Below are 1,019 nucleotides of genomic sequence, written 5' to 3' on the forward strand. Positions count from 1 at the left end.
GCGGCATGGCCTGGCTGCTGGAGCGCACGCTCGGCGTCGGCGGCGCGGTGGGCCTGTCCACCGCTGCCAACGTCTTCCTCGGCATGGTCGAGGCGCCGCTGTTTGTGCGGCCTTATCTGGCGCAGATGACCCGCAGCGAGTTGTTCCTGGTCATGACCGGCGGCATGGCCGGCATCGCCGGCACGGTGCTGGTGCTCTATGCGACGCTGCTGGCGCCGCTCATTCCCGACGCCGCCGCGCATTTCGTCATCGCCTCGGTGCTCGGCGCGCCCGCCGCGATCCTGGTCAGCCTGATCATGGTCCCTGAAACCTCCGACAAGCGCACCGGCGGCGCGCTGGAGGATCCGGAGATGGATGTATCCGGCACGATGGATGCGATCGTGAAGGGCACCACGGCCGGCCTCGAATTGTTGCTCAACATCGTCGCCATGCTGCTGGTGCTGGTGGCGCTGGTCTATCTCGTCAACGCCGTGCTCGGCCTCCTGCCGAACATTGGCGGTGCCGCGATCTCGCTGCAGCGCCTGCTCGGTCTCGTCATGGCGCCGGTGTGCTGGCTGATGGGATTGCCGTGGGATCAGGCGATCACCGCCGGCAGCCTGATGGGCACCAAGACGGTGCTCAACGAATTGATCGCCTATGTCGACTTCTCGAAACTGCCGCCCGGCGCGCTCGACCCGCGCTCGCGCCTGATTATGCTCTACGCGATGTGCGGCTTCGCCAATTTCGCCAGCCTCGGCATCATGATCGGCGGCTTAGGGGTGATGGCGCCGGAACGGCGCGAGGAGATCAACGCACTGGGATTGAAGTCGATCGTGTCGGGGACGCTGACGACGTGTCTGATGGGAGCGATGGTGGGGATGTTGGCTTGATTCTCGCCGCTCGTCATTCCGGGGCGCCGCGAAGCGGCGAACCCGGAATCCATTTCACTGCACGCGCTGCCGCCCGATGGATTCTCAGGTGCGCAATTGCGCACCATAGCTCGATGCTGCGATCGCCCCGGAATGACGGCGGAGAGCTAC

General features: G+C 65.8%; 1 protein-coding gene. It reads left to right on the forward strand.

Annotated elements, in window-relative coordinates:
* Nucleotides 1-869 (forward strand): nucleoside transporter C-terminal domain-containing protein (locus tag JHD07_RS37615; protein WP_291631391.1); only part of this gene is annotated, 869 nt, incomplete at its 5' end.
* Between the last annotated feature and the right edge of the window lie 150 nt (nt 870-1,019).

The sequence above is a fragment of the Bradyrhizobium sp. genome, assembly GCF_016462955.1.
In the GTDB taxonomy this organism is placed as follows: domain Bacteria; phylum Pseudomonadota; class Alphaproteobacteria; order Rhizobiales; family Xanthobacteraceae; genus Bradyrhizobium.